Source organism: Sediminibacillus halophilus (assembly GCF_900103695.1).
Classification (GTDB): domain Bacteria; phylum Bacillota; class Bacilli; order Bacillales; family Amphibacillaceae; genus Sediminibacillus; species Sediminibacillus halophilus.
In genome coordinates this window covers 340,774-363,700 of the sequence record NZ_FNHF01000001.1, presented here as the reverse complement: position 1 = coordinate 363,700, position 22,927 = coordinate 340,774, and the positions used below count along the sequence as shown (strand labels likewise).

Annotated in this window: 19 protein-coding genes and 2 pseudogenes; 20 read left to right on the top strand and 1 reads right to left on the bottom strand. The window is 42.0% G+C overall.

Annotation, left to right across the window (positions count from 1 at the left end):
• Positions 1 to 4 precede the first annotated feature (4 nt).
• The 17 genes and pseudogenes from BLR82_RS01885 to BLR82_RS01805 all read left to right on the top strand — a co-directional run bounded on the left by BLR82_RS01885 (position 5) and on the right by BLR82_RS01805 (position 19,692).
• On the top strand, positions 5 to 934 hold the full coding sequence (locus tag BLR82_RS01885) for a RodZ domain-containing protein (RefSeq protein ID WP_074597311.1): 930 nt from the start codon (positions 5 to 7) through the stop codon (positions 932 to 934).
• A gap of 117 nt (positions 935 to 1,051) precedes the next feature.
• The gene (pgsA, locus tag BLR82_RS01880; protein WP_074597310.1) at positions 1,052 to 1,630 is read left to right on the top strand and encodes a CDP-diacylglycerol--glycerol-3-phosphate 3-phosphatidyltransferase; all 579 of its coding nucleotides are present in this window, start codon (positions 1,052 to 1,054) and stop codon (positions 1,628 to 1,630) included.
• Positions 1,627 to 2,886, top strand: a complete 1,260-nt coding sequence (locus BLR82_RS01875) for a competence/damage-inducible protein A (RefSeq protein WP_342721005.1) — start codon at positions 1,627 to 1,629, stop codon at positions 2,884 to 2,886. The genes pgsA and BLR82_RS01875 overlap by 4 nt, the downstream gene beginning before the upstream one ends.
• A gap of 270 nt (positions 2,887 to 3,156) precedes the next feature.
• Positions 3,157 to 3,762: pseudogene (recA, locus tag BLR82_RS01870) on the top strand (recombinase RecA); the annotation flags it as partial.
• A 369-nt stretch (positions 3,763 to 4,131) separates the two neighbouring features.
• Positions 4,132 to 4,563, top strand: a pseudogene (locus tag BLR82_RS01865) (recombinase RecA family protein); the annotation flags it as partial.
• A 265-nt stretch (positions 4,564 to 4,828) separates the two neighbouring features.
• Positions 4,829 to 6,394 carry a ribonuclease Y gene (gene rny / locus BLR82_RS01860; RefSeq protein ID WP_026570296.1) on the top strand — a complete coding sequence of 522 codons (1,566 nt, stop codon included), beginning with the start codon at positions 4,829 to 4,831 and terminating at the stop codon, positions 6,392 to 6,394.
• A 139-nt stretch (positions 6,395 to 6,533) separates the two neighbouring features.
• On the top strand, positions 6,534 to 7,331 hold the full coding sequence (locus BLR82_RS01855; RefSeq protein ID WP_074597309.1) for a TIGR00282 family metallophosphoesterase: 798 nt from the start codon (positions 6,534 to 6,536) through the stop codon (positions 7,329 to 7,331).
• 107 nt (positions 7,332 to 7,438) lie between these two features.
• Positions 7,439 to 7,699 carry a stage V sporulation protein S gene (locus BLR82_RS01850; protein ID WP_026570294.1) on the top strand — a complete coding sequence of 87 codons (261 nt, stop codon included), beginning with the start codon at positions 7,439 to 7,441 and terminating at the stop codon, positions 7,697 to 7,699.
• A gap of 102 nt (positions 7,700 to 7,801) precedes the next feature.
• On the top strand, positions 7,802 to 8,725 hold the full coding sequence (locus BLR82_RS01845) for a dipeptidase (RefSeq protein ID WP_074597308.1): 924 nt from the start codon (positions 7,802 to 7,804) through the stop codon (positions 8,723 to 8,725).
• Between the two features lie 172 nt (positions 8,726 to 8,897).
• Positions 8,898 to 9,938: an L-threonine 3-dehydrogenase gene (tdh, locus tag BLR82_RS01840; protein ID WP_175486738.1), complete on the top strand. Its 1,041-nt coding sequence runs from the start codon at positions 8,898 to 8,900 to the stop codon at positions 9,936 to 9,938.
• 20 nt (positions 9,939 to 9,958) lie between these two features.
• Positions 9,959 to 11,137, top strand: a complete 1,179-nt coding sequence (locus BLR82_RS01835; protein WP_074597307.1) for a glycine C-acetyltransferase — start codon at positions 9,959 to 9,961, stop codon at positions 11,135 to 11,137.
• Between the two features lie 196 nt (positions 11,138 to 11,333).
• Positions 11,334 to 12,914, top strand: a complete 1,581-nt coding sequence (gene miaB / locus BLR82_RS01830) for a tRNA (N6-isopentenyl adenosine(37)-C2)-methylthiotransferase MiaB (RefSeq protein WP_074597306.1) — start codon at positions 11,334 to 11,336, stop codon at positions 12,912 to 12,914.
• A 1-nt stretch (position 12,915) separates the two neighbouring features.
• Positions 12,916 to 13,344 (top strand): YlbF/YmcA family competence regulator, encoded by a 429-nt coding sequence (locus tag BLR82_RS01825; RefSeq protein ID WP_074597305.1) that lies wholly within the window; start codon positions 12,916 to 12,918, stop codon positions 13,342 to 13,344.
• A gap of 285 nt (positions 13,345 to 13,629) precedes the next feature.
• Positions 13,630 to 14,193 carry an outer spore coat protein CotE gene (gene cotE / locus BLR82_RS01820; protein WP_074598230.1) on the top strand — a complete coding sequence of 188 codons (564 nt, stop codon included), beginning with the start codon at positions 13,630 to 13,632 and terminating at the stop codon, positions 14,191 to 14,193.
• Between the two features lie 160 nt (positions 14,194 to 14,353).
• Positions 14,354 to 16,966 carry a DNA mismatch repair protein MutS gene (gene mutS, locus BLR82_RS01815; RefSeq protein ID WP_074597304.1) on the top strand — a complete coding sequence of 871 codons (2,613 nt, stop codon included), beginning with the start codon at positions 14,354 to 14,356 and terminating at the stop codon, positions 16,964 to 16,966.
• An 18-nt stretch (positions 16,967 to 16,984) separates the two neighbouring features.
• Entirely contained in the window at positions 16,985 to 18,856 is a 1,872-nt protein-coding gene (gene mutL / locus BLR82_RS01810) for a DNA mismatch repair endonuclease MutL (RefSeq protein WP_074597303.1), read from the top strand.
• Positions 18,857 to 19,200: 344 nt separating this feature from the next.
• Positions 19,201 to 19,692 carry a Dps family protein gene (locus tag BLR82_RS01805; RefSeq protein WP_245693628.1) on the top strand — a complete coding sequence of 164 codons (492 nt, stop codon included), beginning with the start codon at positions 19,201 to 19,203 and terminating at the stop codon, positions 19,690 to 19,692.
• 378 nt (positions 19,693 to 20,070) lie between these two features.
• On the opposite strand, the gene BLR82_RS01800 is transcribed toward BLR82_RS01805, so the two are convergent.
• Positions 20,071 to 20,319, bottom strand: coding sequence for a GlsB/YeaQ/YmgE family stress response membrane protein (locus tag BLR82_RS01800; RefSeq protein WP_074597302.1), 249 nt, complete (start codon positions 20,317 to 20,319; stop codon positions 20,071 to 20,073).
• Between the two features lie 226 nt (positions 20,320 to 20,545).
• Here BLR82_RS01800 and miaA point away from each other — a divergent pair, with 226 nt between their 5' ends.
• The 3 genes from miaA (at position 20,546) to spoVK (ending at position 22,836) form a co-directional block, all read left to right on the top strand.
• The gene (gene miaA, locus BLR82_RS01795) at positions 20,546 to 21,481 is read left to right on the top strand and encodes a tRNA (adenosine(37)-N6)-dimethylallyltransferase MiaA (protein WP_074597301.1); all 936 of its coding nucleotides are present in this window, start codon (positions 20,546 to 20,548) and stop codon (positions 21,479 to 21,481) included.
• A 37-nt stretch (positions 21,482 to 21,518) separates the two neighbouring features.
• Positions 21,519 to 21,743 (top strand): RNA chaperone Hfq, encoded by a 225-nt coding sequence (gene hfq, locus BLR82_RS01790; protein ID WP_074597300.1) that lies wholly within the window; start codon positions 21,519 to 21,521, stop codon positions 21,741 to 21,743.
• 178 nt (positions 21,744 to 21,921) lie between these two features.
• Positions 21,922 to 22,836 (top strand): stage V sporulation protein K, encoded by a 915-nt coding sequence (gene spoVK, locus BLR82_RS01785; protein ID WP_074597299.1) that lies wholly within the window; start codon positions 21,922 to 21,924, stop codon positions 22,834 to 22,836.
• Positions 22,837 to 22,927 lie beyond the last annotated feature (91 nt).

The window sequence follows — 22,927 nt, the reverse complement described above, 5'->3', positions numbered from 1 at the left end:
GACTATGGAAATTGGAGAACGGCTGAAAGAAGCAAGGGAGGCTAAAAATCTCTCGTTAGAAGAAATACAACAGATGACAAAGATTCAGACTCGTTATCTGCAAGCAATTGAAAAAGGGAATTTCAGTGTCATGCCTGGCAACTTCTATGTTCGGGCATTTATTAAGGAATATGCTACTGCTGTGGATTTAGATCCCGATGTTTTAATCGAAGAGCACAAAAACGAGCTTCCGGCCACCAGTGATGAGAGTGCTGTTCAGTACACAAGAGTACAGCGTAGTCGAAAAGAAAGCTCTGCGTCCACTAAAAGTCCTGCTTTGCTTTCTTTTTTGCCGACCATTATTGTCGTTTTATTGGTTATCGGTATCCTATTCACTGTTTGGTATTTATATCAACAGTCCCAAGGGGATGATCCTGGTCAATCGAATCAGCAAAATGAGAAGCAGGACGAGGTCTATGTTGGCGATCCGGATTCCTCTGAAACAAAAGAGAATGATGATAGCGGGAATAATGATGCTTCTGAAGAAAAGACAGAAGAGGAAAGTCAACAAGACGACTCAACAAATGAAGAAGAACAGGCAGAGCCGGAACTGAATGTGGTCGATCAGGGCACACAGGGAAATGACCAAGTAACGAATATCGAATTGGTCAATCCGGGTGAAGAAATCATCGTAGAAGTGACTTCAGAAAGTGACCATTGGCTGGAAATCACGGAAGGTGAAGACAACGACTTATATAGTGGCATGTTTGGTGAAAGTGACTCTCCATTGGAGGAGGACTTATCCGGAGCAGATCAGTTTATGATCCGTTTCGGAAATCCAGAGCCGATTGAAATAACAATCGCAGGCGTTCCGCTGGAAATTCCGGAGATGTCCAGTAATACAGTACAACGAGTCTTCGTTGAGGTTGTAGACGAAACAGAACAGCAAGAGTAAGTTATTGAAATGTCGGGGCTGTTCCCAGTCGATAACTGTCAATAGACAGTTGTGGTAGGGGATAGTCCTTATTTTTGGCTAACAGATTATGTATACGTTGAATTGGAGGATACCATGATGAATATACCTAACAGAATTACGATGTCACGCATTTTTCTGATTCCTATTTTTATTCTGCTTTTGTCCATCCCTTTTGATTGGGGAAGCTGGAACATTGGTAATCAGGAGTTGCCTATTTCCCACTTTGTAGCAGGCTTGTTGTTCATTTTAGCCTCTACTACTGATTGGGTTGATGGTTTTTATGCCAGGAAGTATAACCTTGTGACCAACTTGGGCAAGTTTTTGGATCCGTTGGCGGATAAGTTGCTGGTTGCCTCTGCATTGATCCTTTTAGTGGAGATGGAAATCGCACCTGCGTGGGTCGTCATCATCATTATAAGCCGTGAATTTGCCGTTACCGGCCTTCGACTTGTGGCTGCAGGAGAAGGGCTTGTCCTTGCTGCAAGTCAAATGGGAAAACTGAAGACAGTGCTGCAGATTGTAGCTATTTCTGCCCTGTTGCTACACAACTTTCCATTTTCTTACCTAGGCTTCCCATTCGGCATTATTTGTCTTTATGCTGCTATGATTATAACGATAGTCTCTGGTTATGATTATTTCCGTAAGAATTGGCATGTTATGAGGGATTCTAAATGATGAAAAAACAGGTAAGTGCAGAAATCATTGCAGTTGGAACAGAATTATTACTTGGCCAAATATCCAATACGAACGGTCAGTGGTTATCCAAACGGCTTGCAGATTATGGTGTTAATGTTTACCACCACAGTGTGGTCGGTGATAACCTAGAGAGAGTCAAACAAGTTTTTATCACAGCTGCAAAAAGGTCCGATATCGTGTTGGTTACCGGAGGCCTTGGCCCAACCGAGGATGATATGACGCGAGATGCCTTTCAGGAAATCTACGGAGTGGATGTAGTAGTGGATGAACCATCCATTCAAAAAATTAACTCCTATTTTAAAAATAGCAAAAGGAAAATGACCCCTAACAATCGCAAACAGGCGTTGATATTCAATGGTTCAAAAGTACTGCCGAATCATGTCGGAATGGCTCCAGGAATGGCGATGGAGACAGAGGGTGTCACCTGGATTTTTATGCCGGGAGTTCCAAGGGAAATGAAACAAATTGCAGAAGAGTATGCATTCCCGTATATCAAAGAAAAATATAAGCTTGATAGAGTAATACAATCAAGAATGTTAAGATTTGTCGGTATTGGTGAATCACAGCTTGAGCATCAGCTGCAATCGCTAATTGCCGTACAAACAAATCCTACGATTGCCCCACTGGCATCAGAGGGAGAAGTAGCTTTGCGGTTGACAGCTAGCGCCTCAACGAGTCAAGCAGCAAAACGATTAATAAGTGAAACCGAAAAACGGATTCTGGAACTGGTTGGCGACTTTTTTTATGGATATGATGAAGAAAACTTGGAAGCCAAAACGGTGGAAATGCTGGCGAATCGTAAAATGAAATTAGCTGCTGCAGAGAGTCTGACAGGAGGAATGTTTACTAGCAAACTTGTTTCCGTACCTGGTGCTTCCCAAGTCGTCACGGGGAGTGTTGTTTGTTATTCCCCAGAGGTTAAACAATCAATGGTTAAAGTACTTCCTGAAACGATTGACAGGTTTGGAACGGTCAGTAAGCAGTGTGCAGAAGAAATGGCGGAAAACATTCTTTCGGAGTTTAAGGCAGATATAGGAATTAGCTTCACAGGAGTTGCTGGTCCCGGGGAATCGGAAGGGAATCCCCCGGGTACTGTATTTATTGGAATTTCTCAAAAACAAAAAGAGGCGAAAGTCTATTCCTTCCAGTTTAATGGAAATCGTGAGGCGATTCGAGCCCGCACAGTAAAAAAAGGAATGGAGTTAGTTTATCGTCTTGCTAGCAACATGATTTAAAAGGATTGCCGGCTCAGGCTTGCAGAAAAATCATTACCTTTTTCTGCAAGCCTTTTGTTTTAGATTCCTTAAGATAGATAGAATCAACTTAAAATCAAAATTGAAAATTGAAGTCTCCAGCGAGGCTGGAGATTAATTTTTCCCTAATTAAATAATCATTTTAAGCACAAATTACTAATAGAAAAAAGGGAACATTTATTCGCTTTTCACTTGTTAAATCTCATAAAACGAGTTATGATGGTATTAGCTTAATTTTAAGGAGGAAATAATTTGAGTGATCGAAAACAAGCCTTGGATATGGCGTTGAAACAGATAGAAAAGCAATTTGGCAAGGGTTCTATTATGAAACTGGGTGAACGTGCGGAGCAAAAAGTTGCCACAGTTCCGAGCGGATCGTTAGCCTTGGATGTAGCTCTTGGTGTGGGCGGCTATCCAAGAGGGCGTGTAGTGGAGATTTATGGTCCGGAATCTTCTGGTAAGACAACCGTTTCCTTGCATGCTATCGCTGAAGCACAGCGCCAGGGCGGACAAGCTGCATTTATTGATGCTGAACATGCTCTAGATCCGGTATATGCGAGAAAACTTGGTGTAAATGTCGATGAGTTGCTACTATCTCAGCCTGATACAGGGGAACAGGCGCTGGAAATAGCTGAGGCGCTTGTCAGAAGCGGTGCTGTCGACATGGTGGTAATTGATTCGGTAGCAGCTCTCGTACCAAAAGCAGAGATTGAAGGGGAAATGGGAGATGCACACGTTGGTTTGCAAGCACGCCTAATGTCCCAGGCGCTGCGAAAGCTTTCGGGAGCCATTAACAAATCGAAGACGACAGCCATCTTTATCAATCAAATAAGGGAAAAAGTAGGAGTCATGTTTGGTGAGAATGCTGCTTAAAAAAGTGTGCGGGAAGCAGGCAGTTTAAGTGCCGCCATCCCGGACAAAAAGCAGCTTGCCGTCTGGAAAAGAAATTTTCCAGATTACCAATGCGGAATGAAACGGGGATACTGAGAAGTAAATCCGAACCGAAGGCTGTAAGTAAAAGTACAGTCAGGGGCAACGCATAGAAGGTGAACCTGCCGCAGGCAGAATATAATCCTTCCACGAGTCCGCATCATCTTAACGAGCAAGTCGAAGATGAAAAGATATGCTGAGCTGGGTCAGAAAAGACTGGCCGTATTCCTGTAAAGGATATGAGGGAAAGAAACCTCCAGAAACAAGAGATAAAAAGCTCTTGTGATAACAAGACTGAATCCGGAAACGACTCCTGGCGGGCGTGCTTTGAAATTCTATTCTTCTGTAAGACTTGAAGTGCGCAGAGCTGAAACCCTGAAACAAGGAAATGACATGGTTGGTAACAAAACAAAAATCAAGGTAGTAAAAAACAAGGTAGCTCCTCCGTTCAAACAAGCAGAAGTAGACATCATGTACGGAGAGGGTATATCCCGGGAAGGCGAACTACTGGACATTGGTTCCGATCTTGACATTGTGCAAAAAAGCGGTGCCTGGTACTCCTATAACGAGGAACGTCTAGGCCAAGGGCGGGAGAATGCGAAGCAATTCCTGAAAGAGAATGAAGATATCCGTATGGAAATCTACAATACTATTCGCAGTCATTATGATATGGATACTGCCCCGGAACCTTCCGAAGAAATGGAAAACCAGGAAACAATGGATATGTAAGTGTGAATCCCCAAGCCGAGATCGGTTGGGGATTCATTTGCATGAAGGGGCAGTATCAGCTTTATAGTTTGCGCAATTTGCCAAAAGATTATGACATAAATTTGACGGTTCCTTGACAATATAAAATTCCAAGATTAAAATTGATATGTATAATTCTTCTTATTATTATACACTTTTTTGCAAACAAACGATTTTTTTATTGAAAGACACTGTACATGCCGACTAAAAGTGATTGTACAAATTTATAGCAAGAGGAGGTGAACTCATGGAAATAGTTACCTTAATAATCATCTCCATTTTGCTTACCCTTATCGTCGGTATTGTTGTTGGTTATCTGATTCGTAAATCTATTGCGGAGGCAAAAATTTCAAGTGCGGAAGAATTGGCAAAGCAAATAGTAGAAGAGGGGCATCGGAATGCCGATGCAGCCAAAAAAGAGGCGCTTCTTGAAGCGAAAGATGAGAATCATAAGCTTCGTCAGCAGGCGGATCAAGAGCTCCGAGAGCGTCGAGCGGAGTTGCAGAGACAGGAAACCCGCCTGATGCAAAAAGAAGAAAATCTGGACCGAAAAAGTGAAACGCTGGACAAGCGTGAGCTGATGTTAGAATCAAGGGAACAAACTCTGACAGAAAAACAACAACAAATTGAAGAAATGGAAAGCAAAGTGGAAGCTATGTTAGGTGAACAGCAAGCTGAACTTGAGCGCATTTCCGGATACACTACTGACCAGGCAAAGCAAGTGATCTTAGAACGAGTCGAGCAAGAGGTAACACATGAATCGGCAATCATGATTAAAGAAGCAGAGAACCGTGCGAAGGAAGAAGCTGATAAAAAGGCTAAAAGTATTTTATCGCTTGCTTTGCAACGTTGTGCGGCAGATCATGTGGCAGAAACAACTGTATCGGTTGTCAACCTTCCGAATGACGAAATGAAAGGCCGGATCATTGGTCGTGAAGGCCGGAACATCAGAACACTTGAAACCTTAACAGGGATTGACCTGATTATTGACGATACACCAGAAGCTGTTATCCTTTCCGGTTTTGATCCAATCCGCAGGGAGACTGCTCGGATTGCTTTGGAAAAACTTGTACAGGATGGACGGATTCACCCGGCGAGAATTGAGGAAATGGTTGATAAATCAAGAAGAGAAGTGGATGAGTATATCCGGGAGGTCGGTGAACAGACCACTTTTGAAATCGGTGTACACGGTCTGCATCCAGACCTCATCAAAATTCTCGGTCGTTTGAAGTATCGGACAAGCTATGGACAGAACGTGTTGAAACATTCTACGGAAGTGGCGCATCTGGCCGGCTTACTAGCAGCTGAACTTGGCGAGGACGAAACCCTTGCTAAGAGAGCCGGTTTACTCCACGATATCGGAAAGGCTATCGACCATGAGGTAGAAGGCAGTCACGTAGAGATTGGTAAAGAATTGGCTATGAAGTACAAGGAAAATGATGTCGTTATTAATTCTATCGCCTCTCACCATGGAGATGAAGAACCAACTTCCATTATTGCCGTTCTGGTTGCTGCGGCAGACGCTTTATCAGCTGCCAGACCTGGTGCAAGAAGCGAAACACTTGAGAATTATATCAAACGACTGGAGAAACTTGAGGAAATCTCGGAGTCATATGATGGCGTAGAGAAATCCTTTGCCATTCAGGCTGGACGTGAGGTCAGAATAATGGTGAAGCCGGACGAAATTGACGATCTGGAAGCACTGAAAATAGCGAGAGAAATAAGGAAAAAAATTGAAGATGAACTGGACTATCCGGGTCATATAAAAGTGACGGTCATCCGGGAAACACGTGCAGTGGAATATGCAAAATAAAGCGGCTATTTAGCCGCTTTATTTTTGTGCGTTTCCACAAAAAGAGGGAATAATAGGCTCTAGTGAATGATCTGTTTTGACATGGATACATATCTATGTGAAACTGAAACTAACTAACAAGATAGGATGGTTGAAGCTGATGAGGATTTTATTTATAGGCGATGTAGTAGGTTCACCAGGAAGAGAAATGGTACGCGACTATCTGCCTCGATTAAAGCAAAAATTCCAGCCGCATGTCAGTATTGTTAACGGTGAGAATGCAGCTGCGGGAAAAGGCATTACGGAGAAAATCTATAAACAATTCCTTGAATCGGGAGCACAGGCCGTAACATTGGGAAACCATGCTTGGGACAAAAAGGAAATATTTGAATTCATCGATGAAGCCGAGTATATGGTCAGGCCTGCTAATTTTCCCGAGGGTACGCCTGGGAGAGAAATTGTTTATGTACGCAGCAACAAGGCCGAAGTAGCTGTGATAAATCTTCAGGGAAGAACGTTTTTGCCGCCGCTTGATGACCCTTTTCGTAAAGCAGATCAATTGATTGCTGAAGCGAAAAAAAGAACCAACCTTATTTTCGTCGACTTTCATGCGGAAGCTACCAGTGAGAAACAGGCAATGGGCTGGTATCTTGATGGGAAAGTCAGCGCTGTAGTCGGAACCCACACACATACGCAAACGGCAGATGAGCGGATATTACCTAAGGGTACTGGATATATTACCGATGCAGGAATGACTGGACCGTATGATGGAATTTTGGGTACAGACAAAGAAGCGGTCTTGAACCGGTTTCTTACTAACCTTCCGGTACGTTTCGAAGTGACCAAAACGGGAAGAACACAATTAAACGGTTTTATTGTCGATATTGATGAAAGTACCGGTTTTGCTAGGAAAGTGGAACGGATACTAATCAATGATGATCACCCGTTTTTTGGATGATTATTTGAATTTTTAGAATAATTACCTCATAATAAAAGGGAATATCTATCAACTCCAAGAATATAGTAAAAGTGGAACTACTTTAGTAAACGAAGGAGGTACTAGTAATGGACATATTAAAAGTTTCAGCTAAATCAAATCCCAATTCAGTAGCAGGTGCACTCGCGAATGTGCTAAGGGAACGCGGCTCAGCAGAAATACAGGCAATCGGTGCTGGTGCATTAAACCAGGCCGTTAAAGCGGTTGCAATCGCCCGAGGATTTGTTGCCCCAAGTGGAGTTGATCTAATATGTATTCCGGCTTTTACTGATATAATGATTGATAATGAGGAACGGACCGCTATTAAACTAATAATAGAGCCTAGATAAATCCCTTTACCTGTTTGCCATAGCAAGCAGGTTTTTCTTTTATCGTTCTGTTACGAATAATGTTTTTGATCTAAAAATAATGGAGCCGTAAGGAGGAAGAAAATGATAATCGATGCCCATTGTGACGCATTATATAAAATGTGGGAATTTGAGCTGCCATTCGAATCGAGTGAACAACTGCAGGTGAATTATCAAAAATGGATGGAAAGTCCGGTTAAGATTCAGTGCTTTGCTATTTTTGTGCCTCCAGAAGTATCAGAGGAGGCACAATTTTCGGCAGCATTAAAGATGGTGAATTTATTTTATGAACAAATCATTGAGCCATACGACCATATAAAATGTATTACCTCCCGCCGTGATATAGAAACGTTAAAGGAGCATGAAAAAGGTGCGATGCTTACACTGGAAGGTTGCCATGTAATCGGGTCCGACTTGAATAAATTGAAAACCCTGCTGCGCCTAGGTGTCAAAGCGGTCGGGCTTACGTGGAATCAGGCAAATGCGGTATGTGATGGGATTGAAGAACAGAGAGGAGCAGGCTTAAGCTCCTTCGGACACGAAGTGGTCAGGCTACTCAACAAGGAAAAAATATGGACAGACGTTTCCCATTTATCCTATAAAGGTTTTTGGGATGTTATCGAATTAGCTGAGTTTCCGATGGCAAGTCATTCCAATGCCATCGACCTGGCTTCCCATAAACGAAACTTGGACAAACACCAAATTCAAGAGTTGATTAAAAAGAAGGCATGGATCGGCGTTACTTTTGTACCTGATTTTCTGAATGATGGAGCAGAGGCTACATATCTGGATGTCCTGAATCATATTTCCTATTATATAATGGAGGGGGCTGAAGACTGCCTTGGCTTAGGATCGGATTTTGACGGAACCAGTGAGTTTGTAAAAGGCCTTTTTGACCCAACGGACTATCATGTGTTTAATAAGGAGCTTTTACATAGATGGCCTAGAAACATAGTTCAAAAGATAACCAATCAAAATTTCATAAAAAAATTTCCGTGCCAGGGCTAGGTGGTTCCTTACCAGTCTGGTGGCAATACTGAATCAAAGGATAAGCGGTTGCTTCTACAGCGCTCAGATGTCCATTCCAAACAGACACTACAGATTGATAAATATTTTTATCATGTTAAAATATGAATATATCAATCTATAATGTATTTTCATGTGAGGAGTTGTGTTCACAGTGAATGGAACTATGAAAGCGTTAGTGAAAAGCGGAAAGCATAAAGGCGCGGAAATTCAACAGGTGGAAATCCCATCTATCGGAGACCGGGAGGTGCTGATAAAAGTAAAGGCAACTTCTATCTGTGGCACAGACGTCCATATTTATAACTGGGACGAATGGTCGCAAAGCAGGGTTCATCCACCTTATGTATTTGGTCATGAATTTGCCGGAGAAGTGGTTGAAACAGGAGAAAAAGTAACAAAGGTGGCAGTGGGGGATTATGTCAGCGCAGAAACCCATATCGTTTGTGGGCATTGCCCTCAATGCTTGACAGGAAAGTACCATATTTGTGAAAACACCCAAATCATTGGTGTCGACCGGGATGGTTGCTTTGCTGAATATGTTGCTTTGCCAGAAGATAATATGTGGAAGAATCCGGAAGACATGCCCGTGGAAATAGCCTCCGTCCAAGAACCGATGGGGAATGCTGTCCATACTGTATTAAGCGGTGATGTGGTCGGTAAATCAGTGGCTGTCATAGGCTGTGGACCCATTGGAATGATGGCTGTAGGTGTGGCAAAAGCAGCAGGAGCTTCCCAAGTCATTGCATTTGATTTAAATGATTATCGACTCGATTTGGCTAGTCAAATGGGAGCTACGACAATAGTCAATTCGGCAAAAGAAAATCCAGTCGAAAGGGTCAAAGAACTTACCGAGGGGCATGGAGTCGACGTTGTCTGTGAAATGAGCGGACATCCGAAAGCGATTAATCAAGGGTTCAAAATGGTGACCAACGGAGGAAGAGTATCGATCCTCAGTCTACCGACAAAACCGGTTGAAGTCGATATTACCGACGATATCGTTTTTAAGGGAATTACGGTGCAAGGAATCACCGGCAGAAAGATGTTTGAAACTTGGCAGCAGGTTTCCCGTCTGCTCGATTCCAAACAAGTCGACGTTAGTCCAATGATTACACACCACTTCCCTTTAGAGGACTTTGAAAAAGGATTTGAGCTTATGAATGAGGGCAAGTGTGGTAAAGTGGTATTACACCCATAAAAAATAGGGAGGCGTTTTGATTGAAAGGTTTTGAATATCTCCAGGAGCAATTGGAGGACATGAAGAAGGAGGGGACCTTCCGTAACTTGATTCCACTCGAATCAGCACAGGGGGCAAGAGTTACGATAAAAGGGAAAGAGGTTATTCAATTATCCTCCAATAACTACTTAGGATTGACCTCTCATCCTAGAATGGAAAAAGCAGCAGAAGAAGCGATTGAAAAGTATGGAGTGGGCACCGGCTCGGTTCGCACTATCGCTGGAACACTGAAAATGCATGAGGATTATGAAAGAAAACTGGCAGAATTCAAACATACAGAAGCAGCACTTGTTTTTCAATCCGGTTTTACAACTAACCAGGGAGTGCTTTCTTCAATTTTGACAAATGATGATGTTGTTATTTCGGATGAACTAAATCACGCTTCCATTATCGACGGTATCCGATTGACTAAGGCCGGACGCAAGATATATAAACATGTTGATATGGAATCACTCGAACAGGCGTTAAAAGAAACACAAGAATACCGGACAAGACTGGTTGTAACCGATGGCGTATTTTCCATGGATGGAAACATCGCCCCATTACCACAAATTGTGGAACTGGCTGAAAAGTATGATGCACTTGTCATGGTTGATGATGCACATGCCAGTGGGGTATTAGGTGAAAACGGGCGTGGCACGGTGAACCATTTCGGACTGGATGGCCGCGTTCATATTCAAGTGGGAACTTTAAGTAAGGCGATCGGTGTTTTAGGTGGATATGTCGCCAGCACACAGACATTGAAGGATTATTTGATTCATAAAGGCAGACCATTCCTGTTCAGTACTTCCCATCCGCCGGCAGTGACAGCGGCTTGTGATGCATCAATCGATGTTTTACTGGAAGAACCGGAATTGATTGATAAACTGTGGGAAAACACGAAATTCTTCAAGAACGGACTAAAGGAGTTAGGATTCGACATCGGTATCAGCGAGACGCCGATAACTCCGGTAATGGTGGGGGATGATGCATTGGCCCATCGTTTTTCTGATCAATTGTTCGAGGAGGGTGTTTTCGCACAAGGCATTGCTTTTCCTACCGTGCAAAAAGGGAAAGCGCGTGTACGGACAATTGTCACAGCAGAACATTCCCGAGAAGATTTACAGGAAGCACTGAATGCATTTGAACAAGCAGGAAAAAAACTGAAAATTATTGATTAATAGGATTTGAATGGCGGAAAAGACCATCGAGGTACTTTTTCGCCATTCGTCTATTTCCTTTTTTCATATAAAAGCCCTTTATTTTTGGTATTAGTAGTTGATATAATAAGTAAATTGGAGATACCTTTATGGTTACAGGTTCCGGATAGATACATAAAACGGAACGACAGTTTTTTCAAGGAAGGAGCTTCTGTAAATGAATGAACAGCAGCGGAAAGAAATGAATCAAATAAAACAGGAGAATCCAGCGGACATAAAATCCGACCAGGAGAAGAACCTATCTCGTTTAAAAAATATGGACAGCGATGAGCTCATCGGAAAATATTTTCAAACAACCTACGAACCACCAAATTTAAAAAAGGCCAAAAAACGTCGAAGAGAAGATGTGCAGATCCATTATGACTATCAGGTACCGGAGGATATGCAAAACATCGGTAAAGATAAAAAGTTCTTAATCCGCACCTATGGCTGCCAAATGAATGAACATGATACGGAAGTAATGGCTGGTCTGCTGACCGATATGGGGTATGAGTCGACAGACGAAGCAACTGAAGCCGATATTATTTTGTTAAACACCTGTGCTATCAGGGAAAATGCCGAGAACAAAGTGTTTGGTGAAATTGGTCATTTGAAAACACTGAAAACGGAAAATCCGGATGTGATTTTAGGTGTATGTGGCTGTATGTCCCAAGAAGAATCGGTCGTAAACCGGATTTTGAAAAAACACCCGTTCATCGATATGATTTTCGGTACGCATAATATTCATCGTCTTCCACAATTGTTGAAAGAGGCCATGTTCGGAAAAGAGATGGTCGTCGAGGTATGGTCAAAAGAGGGAGATATCATTGAGAATCTGCCAAAAGTTAGAAAAGGCAAAATAAAAGGCTGGGTCAATATCATGTACGGTTGTGATAAGTTCTGTACCTATTGTATTGTACCTTACACACGCGGCAAGGAAAGAAGCCGGCGGCCTGAGGATATCATCCAGGAGGTAAGGCAGCTTGCTGCACAAGGGTACAAGGAAATAACCCTGCTAGGGCAAAATGTCAATGCTTATGGGAAAGATCTGACAGATATAGATTATGGCCTGGGAGACCTGATGGATGAAATTCGGAAAATTGATATCCCGCGTGTTCGTTTCACGACATCACACCCTAGGGACTTTGACGACCGCTTGATCGAAGTTTTGGCCAAAGGCGGCAATCTACTGGACCATATTCATCTGCCTGTTCAATCCGGCAGTTCGGAAGTATTACGCGTTATGGCACGACGATATACAAGGGAAAGGTACCTTGAGCTTGTAGATAAGATCAGGACAGCGATGCCTAACGCCACTCTTACTACGGATATCATCGTCGGGTTTCCAAATGAAACCGATGAACAATTTGAAGAAACACTGAGCCTTGTGGAAGAAGTAGGCTTTGAGAGTGCCTACACTTTTATTTATTCACCAAGGGAAGGTACACCGGCAGCACGCTGGGAAGATAATGTTCCAATGGAAGTGAAAAAGGAACGTCTGCAGCGGTTGAACAAACTGATTAACAAGCAATCAGCGGAAGCAATGAAGAAATACCAAGGTCAGGTTGTCGATGTTCTTGTAGAAGGGGAAAGCAAAAAGAACCCGGATGTGCTGGCAGGTTATACTGAGCGGAATAAATTGGTCAATTTTAAAGCGCCTAGGTCAGCAATTGGTAAGATTGTAAAGGTTAAAATAACAAATGCTAAAACCTGGTCTCTTGACGGAGAAATGGTTGAAGAAACTGCAGAGGTGAAATGATTTGGCTCCATATACAAAGAAACAAGTACTGGACGAAGCAAATAAGTTAGCCCAAATGATGGCTAATACCGAAGAAATCGAGCGTTTTAAGCAGTTGGAAGCAAAATTGAACGAAAACCATAAGGTACAGATTTTAATTAAGAAATTAAAAGCAATGCAAAAACAAGTCGTGAATCTACAAGCGTATGGGAAAGAGGAAGCACAGAAGAAAGCAGAAGCAGAATTGGATCGGATCGAAAAAGAAATTGATGATATCCCGTTAGTACAAGAGTTCAAGGATTCCCAGTTAGTGATCAATGACATTTTGCAGCTTGTTTCCAATACCATCGCCAGAGAGGTTACCAATGAAGTAATTCGTTCTACAGGTGGTGATTTACTGGCTGGAGAAACTGGATCCAAGCTGGGTAATGGTTCTTCCTGTAGCCATTGACCTTTGGAAAGGACTGTTCCCCAAGACGGAATGGTCCTTTTCATTTTGAATGAATATGTTATTACAGAAACTCGGATGAACAGTGTTTAGCAAGCATTTTTTGGATGAAAGCCGTGTTAATAGTTGAACCTCCTTCTTTTGGTTTATGTACATTTTGCTGGGCATCTGCATAGGATGGTGTAGAGCCTATCATGTCAATCACCGCGATCATTTGGAAAAAAGGATGCACTATAGGTGATTGCCATGCATAAACTGACTATGAAAAAAGAGGAGGTTTTAGTTCTTATGTCATTTCTGGATCAGGAATATCGGGAAATCATAACAAAAGCCGTTATCGGAAAAGGCCGGAAATTCATCCAGGATACCAACACGATCACGCCTTCACATAGACCCTCCAGTATCCTTGGCTGCTGGGTGATAAATCATCTATATAACGCCCGGAAAAAAGGTGAAGACACGGTAGAAATCAATGGCAGTTATGATGTGAATATCTGGTATTCTTACAACGATAACACAAAAACAGAGGTTGTTACCGAACGGGTCACGTATTGTGATTTAATAAAGCTATCAGTAAAAGATGACCAAACGTTAAATGATGATTATGAAGTGTTTGCTAAAGTGATTCAACAACCAAATTGTCTAGAATGCAAGATTGCCAGCCACGACCATAAAATCCTCGTCGAAGTTGAGCGGGAATTTTTAGTGGAAGTTATCGGAGAAACAAAAGTATGCGTGAAAGTGGACCCGCATGGATACGTCGCAGATGACGACGACTGGGACTTTGAATTGTCGGACGAAGAGTTCAAGGACATTAATCCTGACTTTTTAGCGACCGAAGAGGAAGAATAAGTTGAAAACGAGGGAGAAATCTCTCGTTTTTTTGTTTGTGTTCTAATACCTTCGCTTTTCTTAAAATTACCCTGTTATTTCTTCAACTGCGTACACTTAAGTCCTCATGCTGTATTATGATATAATGGAAGATAGATTTTTTAGTTGTGGGGGAAAAAACATGTCGACATATACACCGATGATACAGCAGTATTTGAAAATAAAGGCTCAGCATAAAGATTGTTTTTTGTTTTTCCGTTTGGGAGATTTTTATGAAATGTTTTTTGAAGACGCTCTTGCTGCTTCCAGGGAGCTGGAAATCACGTTAACAAGCAGGGATGGTGGCGCCGATGAAAGAATCCCGATGTGCGGCATTCCCTACCATTCTGCAGAGAACTACATAAAGAACCTCGTAGAAAAAGGTTACAAGGTTGCTATATGTGAGCAGGTAGAAGACCCTAAAACGGCTAAGGGTGTTGTAAAAAGGGATGTCGTGCAGCTGATTACTCCTGGGACAGTTATGGAAGGAACCATGCTCGAAGAAAAAGAAAATAATTTTCTTGCTAGTGTCAGTGAATTTTCCGGCAATACGTTTGTCATTACGTATAACGACTTGTCAACGGGAGAAACAAGTGTCGCACGCGTTTCATCGGGATGGGATGCAGTACTGAGTGAATTGTTCAACCAGCCTGTAAAAGAAATTGTCGTTTCTCCTGATCTTCCGGAAAACTATCAAACGGATTTACGTGAAAGATTGCAAGTAACGGTATCCTATCAACAGGAACACAGTATCGAGGAAAGTTTTCATGAGCTGACAGAGCAGTTGACGGAGGATAAGCAATTATTAGAGGGATTCGGCAGGATGCTGAATTATCTGCAGAATACGCAAAAACGATCACTTGACCATCTTCAGCCGGCTAGGATTATTCAATTACAGGAGTATATGTCCTTGGATATGTTTTCAAAACGAAACTTGGAACTGACCCAGACTATACTGCGGAAAGGGAAGCAGGGTAGTCTGCTTTGGGTTCTAGATAAGACAGTTACAGCCATGGGAGCACGTATGCTTAAAAAATGGCTGGAACGACCTTTACTGAATAAACAAGTAATCAATCAACGTTTTGCTATTGTCGAGGCTTTTTTAGAGCAGTTCTTTGAGCGGGAATCAATCCGGGAGGCACTAAAAACCGTTTATGATTTAGAACGGCTGGCGGGACGAGTTTCCTATGGTAATGTCAATGCCAGGGATTTGATCCAGGTAAAACAATCTCTTCAAAATATCCCTGCAATCAAACAACTTTTGTCACAATTTGAAAACGAGAGTGTCCGTTCGCTGGCGGAGGGAATTGACGAGCTGCGTGGACTGTCAGAATTGTTGGAGGAAAGTATAAAAGAGGACGCACCATTAACTATTAAAGAAGGCGGGATTATCAAGGATGGATTCGATCCTACTTTGGATGAGTACCGTGACGCTTCCAAGAACGGTAAAAAGTGGATAACAGAATTGGAGCAGCGAGAAAAGCAGGCGACAAATATTAAATCATTGAAAATCGGTTATAATCGTGTGTTTGGTTATTATATCGAAGTGACCCGTGCTAATTTGCACTTGTTGCCTGAAGGAAAATATGAGCGGAAGCAGACGCTTACAAATGCAGAACGATTTATCACACCAGAATTGAAGGAAAAAGAGTCTCTTATTCTTGAAGCGGAGGAGAAAAGTGTCGATTTGGAGTACCAGTTATTTGTAGAATTGCGGGAAAAAGTGAAACAGTATATTCCTGCTCTTCAGGCCTTGGCAGAAAAGGTCAGCACACTCGATGTCCTGCAAAGCTTTGCTGCTGTTAGTGAAGAGAATAACTACGTAAGACCAACCTTTAATGAAGCAAGAAAAATCTCCATAAAACAGGGGAGACACCCGGTGGTCGAACAAGTAATGAAGGGTGAATCCTTTGTACCAAATGATGTGTATATGGATGAGTCTTCAGAAATATTGCTGATCACCGGTCCAAATATGTCAGGAAAAAGTACGTACATGCGCCAACTTGCTCTTACGACAATCATGGCGCAAATCGGCTGCTTTGTGCCATGTGAAGAAGCGTCTTTACCTGTTTTTGACCAGATTTTCACCAGAATCGGTGCAGCTGATGATCTTGTTTCGGGTCAGAGTACGTTTATGGTAGAAATGCTGGAAGCAAAACATGCCATTACTCAGGCATCTGAAAACAGTTTAATCTTAATGGATGAAATCGGAAGAGGGACAAGCACCTATGATGGAATGGCGTTGGCTCAGGCAATTATCGAGTATGTCCATGATCATGTAAAGGCAAAGACGTTGTTTTCAACCCATTACCATGAATTGACCAGTTTGGAAAACACACTGGATGCCTTGCAAAATATTCATGTCCGTGCAGAAGAATACCAAGGGAATGTTGTCTTCTTACATCAAATTCAGCAGGGAGCAGCGGACGAGAGTTATGGTATTCATGTAGCGAAGTTGGCCGAATTGCCCGATCAATTAATTTCCAGAGCTTCAGATATTTTAAGGCAGTTTGAAACAGAGCAAAATCATTCCACTATTCAGGAAAAAACCAAACCAGCCACTCAGGTGGAAAAGGAGCCTGAACAACAGATGTCCTTTTTTGTATCAGAGGGAGAGCGCCCTTCAGCGGTTCAGACACGGTCCAAGCGGGAACAAACACTAGCGAAAGAGTTAGTGGACCTGGACATCATGGAATTGACACCATTGGAAGCGATGAACATCCTTTATCAACTACAAAAGAAAGCGAAAAAGTAATGGGTGAGGAGGAATAGCATGCGTATAAAACAAATGCCTGACGCCCTTGCGAACAAAATAGCGGCAGGAGAAGTTGTCGAACGCCCGGCTTCCGTTGTGAAGGAGCTAGTCGAAAACAGCATCGATGCGAACAGCAGTTTTATCAAAATCGAAGTGTCTGAAGCTGGACTAGAGAAAATAAAGATAACGGATAATGGGGACGGGATGAGTGAAACGGATTGTGAACGGTCTGTGCTCCGCCACGCTACCAGTAAAATAAGTAATGAAAATGATCTTTTTCATGTTCGGACACTTGGTTTTCGAGGGGAAGCACTTGCCAGTATCGCGGCCGTTAGCAGGTTGACCGTTAAGTCCTCCACCGGAGACGAAGCAGGTACACTGCTGGAACTTGAAGGTGGAAAATTGGTCAGAAAATCAAAAAGTGATGCCAGGCAAGGTACAGAAATCATGGTGGAAAATTTGTTTTTTAACACTCCCGCCCGGCTAAAATACATGAAGACGATTCATACAGAACTAGGGCATATTTCCGATGTAATGAATCGGATGGCTTTATCTCATCCAACGATCCGATTCGAGGTTTATCATAATGAAAAGCAGCTATTTCGATCGCCAGGGAGGGGAGATTTACTGCAAATCATTGCTCAAGTTTACGGGATTAATGTTGCCAAAAAAATGGTGCCGGTAAAACATTCCACTCTTGATTTTTCCATTCAAGGCTATGTAGCTAAGCCTGAAGTGACAAGGGCATCGAGAAATTATATTTCAACTATCGTCAATGGACGGTTTATCAGGAGTATCGCCTTGAACAAGGCGATTGCCAAAGGGTACCATACGCTATTGCCGATTGGAAGACATCCGTTAGTGGTGTTGGACATCCAAATGGATCCCATTTTGGTTGATGTAAATGTGCATCCGGCTAAACTGGAAGTGCGTTTCAGTAAGGAGAGAGAACTATTTGAAGCTATCGAATCCACCATAAGGGAAGCTTTCCGGAAGGAGACGCTCATCCCAGAGGCAAGTCAACCAAAGCCTAATCGCCAGCAAAGCGTACAAAATAGTTTTGAATTCCATGAACCTGCTCCCTATGCGAAGGCAAAGGAAGCCACCCAGCTGTATGATGGGCAGAAACATGTCGAGATGGTAGACAATCGGCTGGCCGAAACAGCGGAAAAAGCATCAGACCTATCAATGGAGGAGCGACTGAAGGAAACCATCTCGGAGGTGGAACAGAATGATCTAGAGGGTAGTCGGGATTGGAATGCAGAACCAGTACAAGCAATTGAAGAAGAACATGAAACAAATAACGATCGAATACCGGCAATGTATCCTATCGGTCAGCATCATGGTACCTATATTCTTGCACAAAATGAAAATGGATTGTATATTATCGACCAGCATGCTGCCCAGGAACGTATAAAATATGAATTTTTCAAAGAAAAAATCGGAGAAGTGCCGAATGAAGTACAAGAGCTCTTAATGCCTTTAACTTTTGATTTTTCTAGACAGGAAGCCTTGCTCATTGAACAATATCAGGAAGAATTCAGAAAGATTGGTTTGTTCTTTGAACCATTTGGCGAACAAAGTTACGCTATACGGTCGCATCCTCAATGGTTCCCAAAAGGTTTTGAAGAGGAAGTTATCCAGGAAATTGTCGAGCAAGTAATCGCCGATGAAAAAGTAAATATTAAAAAGATCAGGGAAGAAGCAGCTATTTTAATGTCCTGTAAACGATCCATCAAAGCAAATCATTACTTGAATCACGATGATATGTTCCGACTGCTAGAAGACTTAAGAAAATCGACCGATCCGTTCACTTGCCCGCACGGCCGTCCTATTATTGCCCATTTTTCTCCTTATGAGATGGAAAAAATGTTCAAGCGGGTTATGTGATTTGTGTATAACAGAATGAGTGCCAGCTTGTAGAAAATATGTTTTCTGCAAGCTTTTTTATTTGGGATGTGGAACAGGTGGAACTGCGAAATAGTTTAATGAGACATTCGCTCCTTTGATCTAGTTGAGAGTGGTTAACATTTTACTGCAGTGGCAATCAATAGTTCAGGTTGCAGTTTAACCACTGATTCGACGCATAGAGAAATGCAGTTTTTTGCCGTTTCCTTAACGCTTTTCATGTTTGTTATTAGTATTGTCAGGGTATTTGGATAACAACCGATAACGATTATGTATAATTCGCGTACATAATAAAAAAATAACCCTATAGAAAGGTGTGATGGGAAATGGCGGAAAACTTAAATGTTCATGTGAATGAAAACATGCCAGAAAATCAACGGTTGATCAACTTTTTAAATCAAGAGCTGTCTAATTTTGCGGTGCTGTATATTAAGCTTCATCGATACCACTGGTTTGTCACTGGCAGACACTTTTTTAAATTACACGAGGTGTTCGAGGACCTTTATAACGAAGCAGCAGAAGACTTGGATAACATAGCGGAGCGGGTACTTGCTATCGGTGGCAGACCCTTGGCAACTATGCATAAGTACATCAAAGAAGCGACCATCCATGAAGCACAGGCGGATGATACGGAAGATGAAATTGTCACCCAGCTATCTCGCGATTACCAAACAATCATCGATGAAATCAAAGAGAAAGGCGGTAAGTTGGCAGAAGAAGTGAATGACCAACCATCGCTTGATCTATTAAACGAACTGCAGGGGCGTTTGGAGAAACATGTCTGGATGTTGACCGCGTTTGAAGGCCATCTAAAATAATAAGTTCAAATAAGAAATTGTTAAGCATGCATTCAACTTGTAGAGAAACCTTGCGTTTTTCTGCAAGTTTTCTTTATACTGCGATCGCTTCTGCGGAAACAGCACACCCCGAATATCGAATATGCTGCAAGAAACGCTTATGGCTTCTGAGAACTCTATGGCCGTGCCCATGTAGAGCGACGTGTTCTTACACAGCGAAACATACGGACTCGACAAACATCAGAGTGAGAGAAGCGCCATAAGATAGAAATCTCACTGTGTCGCGCAGTTTCCACCTACTTTGTCTTTTTCACCCTACACGTGTACGTGATTCATTCAAATAAACCACGGTTCGTCATTGAAAAAGGAGGCACTGAATGAAACAGTGCCTCCTTTTTATTACCTTCTTACTGCACGGATGATGAGACTTAGTATTAGCACGAAAATAATCGCACCGATTAATGCCGGAATAAGGTATATATCACCTAGTTCAGGACCCCATTTTCCGAACAATTCCCCTCCGATCCATGCACCAATGATACCTGCAATAATATTACCGAAAATACCTGCCGGTAAATCCTTTCCGACTATTAAACCAGCAAGCCAACCGATTAGTCCGCCGACTATTAAATAAATGATAAAACCCATATTGTGTTACCTCCTTTTAGTATTTCGCTATTTTTGCTGATAAATTGAAAACTACAGCAAAGGATGCTGCGTTTGTAATACATGTACCCTAACAAAGTAAAAACTAAACGCTTGCTTATATTGATTGTCAGACGTGAAGATTGCGAAAAATCAAAGTTGATGTATAATGGTTTATCAAAAGGATAGTATAACCAAAACGTTAATTTATATATCTAGGAGTATTAGCATGAAACCAGTTGTAGTTGCGGTTGTCGGGCCGACGGCTGTTGGAAAGACCAGTTTGAGCGTGGAGATAGGCAGGAACTTTTCCGGAGAAGTAATCAGCGGCGACTCGATGCAAATTTATCGCGGAATGGATATCGGTACAGCAAAAATAACAAAAGAAGAAACAAAAGGCGTGCCACATCACATGATTGATATCAAGCACCCTGGCGAGACATTCTCTGTTGCAGAATTTCAACAAAAGGTAGCAGATTATGTGAAAGATATAACGGAAAGAAACCATTTGCCAATTATCGCAGGGGGAACAGGATTATACATACAAGCTGCTTTAAACGGTTATATTTTTGCCGACGAGAAGAGAGATGATTCCTTTCATGCAAAACTTGAAAAGGAGATCAATCAATATGGGATCGATTCATTCTATGCCAAGCTGCAAGAGGTAGATCCGGAACAAGCAGAGAAGATTCATCCCAATAATAAGCGCAGAGTCATCCGTGCCTTGGAAGTATTTGAAAAGACAGGCAAAACGATGAGTGAATATCAAGCGGGGCAAAAGGGAGACTCGCCTTACCGTCCTATTATCATTGGTTTGGAAATGGAAAGGGACCTGCTTTATCAACGTATCAACGAGCGGGTTGACGTAATGATCGAAACAGGGCTTGTAGAGGAAGTGAAGAATTTATACAATCAAGGTTTTGCAAACAGTCAGTCAATGAAAGCAATTGGATATAAAGAAATAATCCCTTATCTTAAAGGGGAAATGACCCTGGATGAAGCTGTCGACTTGTTAAAGCGAAACTCACGAAGGTTTGCCAAACGACAGTTGACATGGTTTAAGAATAAGATGGATATTCATTGGTACACAATTAAAACAGGACAAAAGGAGGAACAATTTGAAATAATTTTATCGGATTTAGCAGGAATGCTGGAGAAAAAATAGAAATTACATAGTACAGATAAAAAGAGGAGGAAAAACTATGTCTCAATCGGTAAATATTCAAGACCAATATTTAAACCAACTCCGGAAAGAACGGATTCAAGTCACCGTTTTTTTATTAAATGGTTTTCAGTTGAGAGGGACCGTGAAAGCTTTTGATAACTTTACCGTTCTATTTGATACGGACGGTAAGCAGCAATTGATCTTCAAACATGCTATTTCGACATTTGCGCCGGTTAAGAACGTTGCTTTGGAAAAGGAATAATACCAAAGGGGCATCATATCGGCTGTAAAGATATATGGTATAAAAAGGCGTTCATTGAACGCCTTTTTTAATTTTCGTCTTGTGCGCTCCAAGACGAAGTTGTTTGCCGCCAGCTTATGGGCGAATGTCACACTCGCTGCCTTTTCCACGTATAATATCGTGAATAAGGGGTGGTAATGTGGAATCTCAAGTATCATTAAAACGAAATGGTCAAATAAATATTATTTTAAACGAAAGAGAAAAACTCCCTACCTCCAATGAAATGAGGGAAGAAAATAGCTATGACCCATTTGTTGACATCGACCATCAATTTTCATCGTTTATTGGTTTAACCAACCTGAAGGATACCATGAAAGAAATTTACGCATCGATTACCATTAACCAAAAAAGGGAAAAGGCTGGATTGAAAGCGGAAAAACAAGTACTGCACATGCTTTTTAAAGGGAACCCGGGAACCGGAAAGACTACCGTGGCAAGACAACTTGCCAGAATGTTGTTTGAAATGAATATCTTGTCTAGAGGACATTTTATCGAGGCGGAGAGAGCTGATTTGGTAGGAGAATATATTGGCCATACCGCCCAGAAAACAAGAGATTTGATCGAGAAAGCAAAGGGCGGTATTTTGTTTATTGATGAAGCCTATTCACTGGGGCGCGGCGGTGATAAAGATTTCGGAAAAGAAGCGATTGATACATTGGTAAAGCATATGGAAGACAGCCACAATGAATTTATTTTGATTTTGGCTGGTTATCCTAACGAAATGGAATATTTTCTGTCGTTAAATCCTGGGTTGGTTTCCCGATTTCCAATCGTCCTTGAGTTTGAAGATTACTCTGTAGGGCAATTACTTGAAATAGCCAAACAGATGGCCGCTGAAAGGGAATACCAATTTACCAAGGAAGCGGAGTGGAAGCTGCAAGACTATTTAATCAAGCAAAAACAGAACAAAAACCATGATTTCTCAAATGCTCGCTTTGTCCGTAACTTATTGGAGAAATCAATTCGAAAGCATGCTGTCCGATTGATGAAAAAGCAAAGCTTAACGACCAAAGATCTGACCACTATCACCAAGAGTGATCTTCAATTGGATTAGATGGCAACTAGAACCTTGCTGTCCGAGGTTCTAGTTTTTATTTCGTTATATATTTGATATGATGAAAGCAGTATCAGAGAAAGAGGTTGAA